Genomic DNA, 2721 nt, shown 5'->3' with positions numbered 1-2721 from the left:
CATAACCACGCGCCACACCCGCACCACCCACATACAACTCACCCACACCGCCCGCGGCCACCGGCCGCAGAGAACCGTCCAGCACGAACACGGTGCGGCCGGGCAGCGGCCGCCCGAGGGGGACGGTTCCCGCCGCGTCGTCTCCGGCGACCTCGTGGACGGTGGCGGTGATCACGGTCTCGGTGGGCCCGTAGGCGTTGAGGACGCGACCGCCCACCGTGCGCCGCCAGATCCCGGTCTCCGCGGCGGGCATGGCGTCGCCGCCGACGACGGTGAGGCGGACGGCCGACGCGGCGGGCACGGCCGCACCGTCGGCGAGGGCGGTGGCCAGCTGCCGCCACAGCCCGGTCGGCGGGTTGAAGACGGTGACCCGGTGGTCCGCCAGGAAGGCGAGCAGCTCGTCGGCGCCGAGGAGCCCGTCGGGCCGGATCACGGCCGCACCGCCTCCGATCAGCGGTCCGAACAGCTGCTCGGTGGTCACGTCGAAGGAGAAGGAGCCGAAGACCAGGACCCGGTCGCGGGAGGTCAGCCCGAAGACTCCGCCGACCTGTTCGAGGTGTCCGGCCAGCTGGCCGTGGGTCACGGCGACGCCCTTGGGCCGGCCGGTGGAACCCGAGGTGAAGACCAGGTAGGCGAGGTCGTCCGGGTGCGCCGCGTCCAGACCCGCCCGGTCGGCCTCCGCCGCCAGGTCGAGCCCGTCGGCGTCGAGCACCGCGGTACCGGCGGGCAGGAGCCCGTCGAGCAGCTCCCGCTGCGCACCGCCGCACAGGACGGCGGCGCAGGCCGCCTCACCGGCCATCAGCCGCAGCCGCTCGGCCGGGTACGAGGGATCCAGCGCCAGCCACGCACCACCGGCCCGCTGCACACCCAGCATCGCCACCGCCATCAGCGCACCGCGCGGCAGGCACAACCCCACCACGGACTCCGGACCCACGCCCAGCTCCCGCAGCCGCACCGCCACCACCGCCGACGCCCGCTCCACCTCGCCGTACGTCCACTCACGCTCGGCATCCACCAACGCCACGTCGTGCGGCGCCACGGCCGCGTGGGCCACGACCGCCTCGAACACCGGCCGGCCCTCACCCACCGCCTCCACCCCGGCACCCGACCACTCCGCCACCACACCGGCACCACCGACACCGAGATCGCCCAAGAGGGTCCCCGGGTCGCCGGTGAGCGCGTCCAGGGCGTGGTCGAGGTCGTCGAGGAGCCGCTGCGCGGCGGCGGCGTCGAAGGCCGCCGCGTCGACGGACAGCCGCAGCTCCAGGTGCTCGCCGGGCATGACCTGGACGCTGACCGGGTAGGTGGTGCGCTCGACGAGGCGACCGCTGTCCACGGTGAAGCCGTCGGTGGCGAGCCCCTCGAAGGGGTAGTTCTCGACCACGACGATCGAGTCGAAGAGCTGGGCGCCGGCCGGGGCCCCGCTCCAGGAGGTGACGTCGGCGAGCGGGGCGTGCTGGTGGTCGGTGAGGTCCTGGAGGCACTGGTGGACGGCGGTGAGCCAGTCCTCGGCCCGCATGTCGTCGGAGACCCGCACGCGCAGCGGCAGGGTGTTGATGAACAGGCCGACGGTGCGCTCGATGCCGTCGATCTCGGCGGGGCGTCCGGAGAGCACGCTGCCGACCGCCAGGTCCCGGGCGCCGGTGCGCCGGGCGACCACCAGGGACCACGCGGCATGGACCAGCGCGGCGACGGTGACCCCCCGCTCACGGGCGAGGGCACGCAGGCTCCGGGACCGCTCGTCGGGCAGCCGCAGCGCGGGCTCGTGCGCACCCGCGCCGGTGCCGTCGCCCGCGGCCCGGACGGGGGCCAGCAGTGCCGGGGCGGTGAGGCCGGTGAGCTGCTTGCGCCAGAAGGCCTCGTCCTCGGCGCGGTCACGGCCCGCGTTCCAGCGCACGAAGGCCCCGTAGTCGGGAGCGGGGGCGAGGGCGGCTTCGGTGCCGGTGCGCGAGGCGGCGTAGAGCGCGAACGCGTCGCCGGCGACGACGGGCAGCGACCAGCCGTCGATGAGGATGTGGTGGTTGGTCCACACGAAGGTCCAGGCGTCCTGGGCGGTGCGGAAGAGCGCGAGCCGCACCAGGGGGCCGCCGCTCAGCTCGAAGCCCGCGCCGCGGTCGCCCGCCAGGAACTCCTCGACGCGCTCCTCGGCCGTCCTGCCGTCGCCGTCCGCCGTCCAGTCCTCGTACACGGCGGGCACGTCGACGGTCCGCGGCACGACGAGCAGGGGCGTGTCCGTCTCCTGCCAGGCGCAGCGCGCGCGCAGGGCGGAGTGCCGGTTCACGGCACGGCGCCAGGCGTCGAGGAAGGTCTCCGGGTCGAGGGTGCCGCTCAGGGTGCACACCAGCTGCTCGGTGTAGGCGTCCGACCGGGGCTCGGCGAGGGCGTGGTAGAGCATTCCCTGCTGGAGGCCGGACATGGGCCACACGGCGTGCAGGGGGCCGTGGTCGCGTTCCCAGGAGGCGACGAGCCCGGCGGGCAGCGGTGCGGCCGTGCCGTCGAGCACGGCGCCGGTGCCGTCCTCGTCCCGGTCGCCGCCGTCCTCGGGGAGGAGTTCGGCCTGCCGGCCGAGGGCGGCGATCGTGGGGTGCTCGAAGATCTGGCGCGGGGTGATCCGGAGGCCGGCCCCGCGGGCCTTGGCGACGACCTGGATGGACAGGATGGAGTCTCCGCCCAGTGCCAGGTAGTCGTCGTGGACGCCGACCCGCTCCAGGCCCAGGACCT

1 protein-coding gene is annotated in these 2721 nt (G+C 75.1%); it reads right to left on the bottom strand.

The window, feature by feature from the left end:
• Window positions 1-2721 (bottom strand): condensation domain-containing protein (locus tag ACFW6A_RS39080; protein ID WP_386646657.1); only part of this gene is annotated, 2721 nt, incomplete at both ends.

The organism is Streptomyces sp. NPDC058758, assembly GCF_042746075.1.
Classification (GTDB): domain Bacteria; phylum Actinomycetota; class Actinomycetes; order Streptomycetales; family Streptomycetaceae; genus Streptomyces.
The sequence above is the reverse complement of the archived record's forward strand: the minus strand, read 5'-3'. Positions and strand labels throughout refer to the sequence as shown.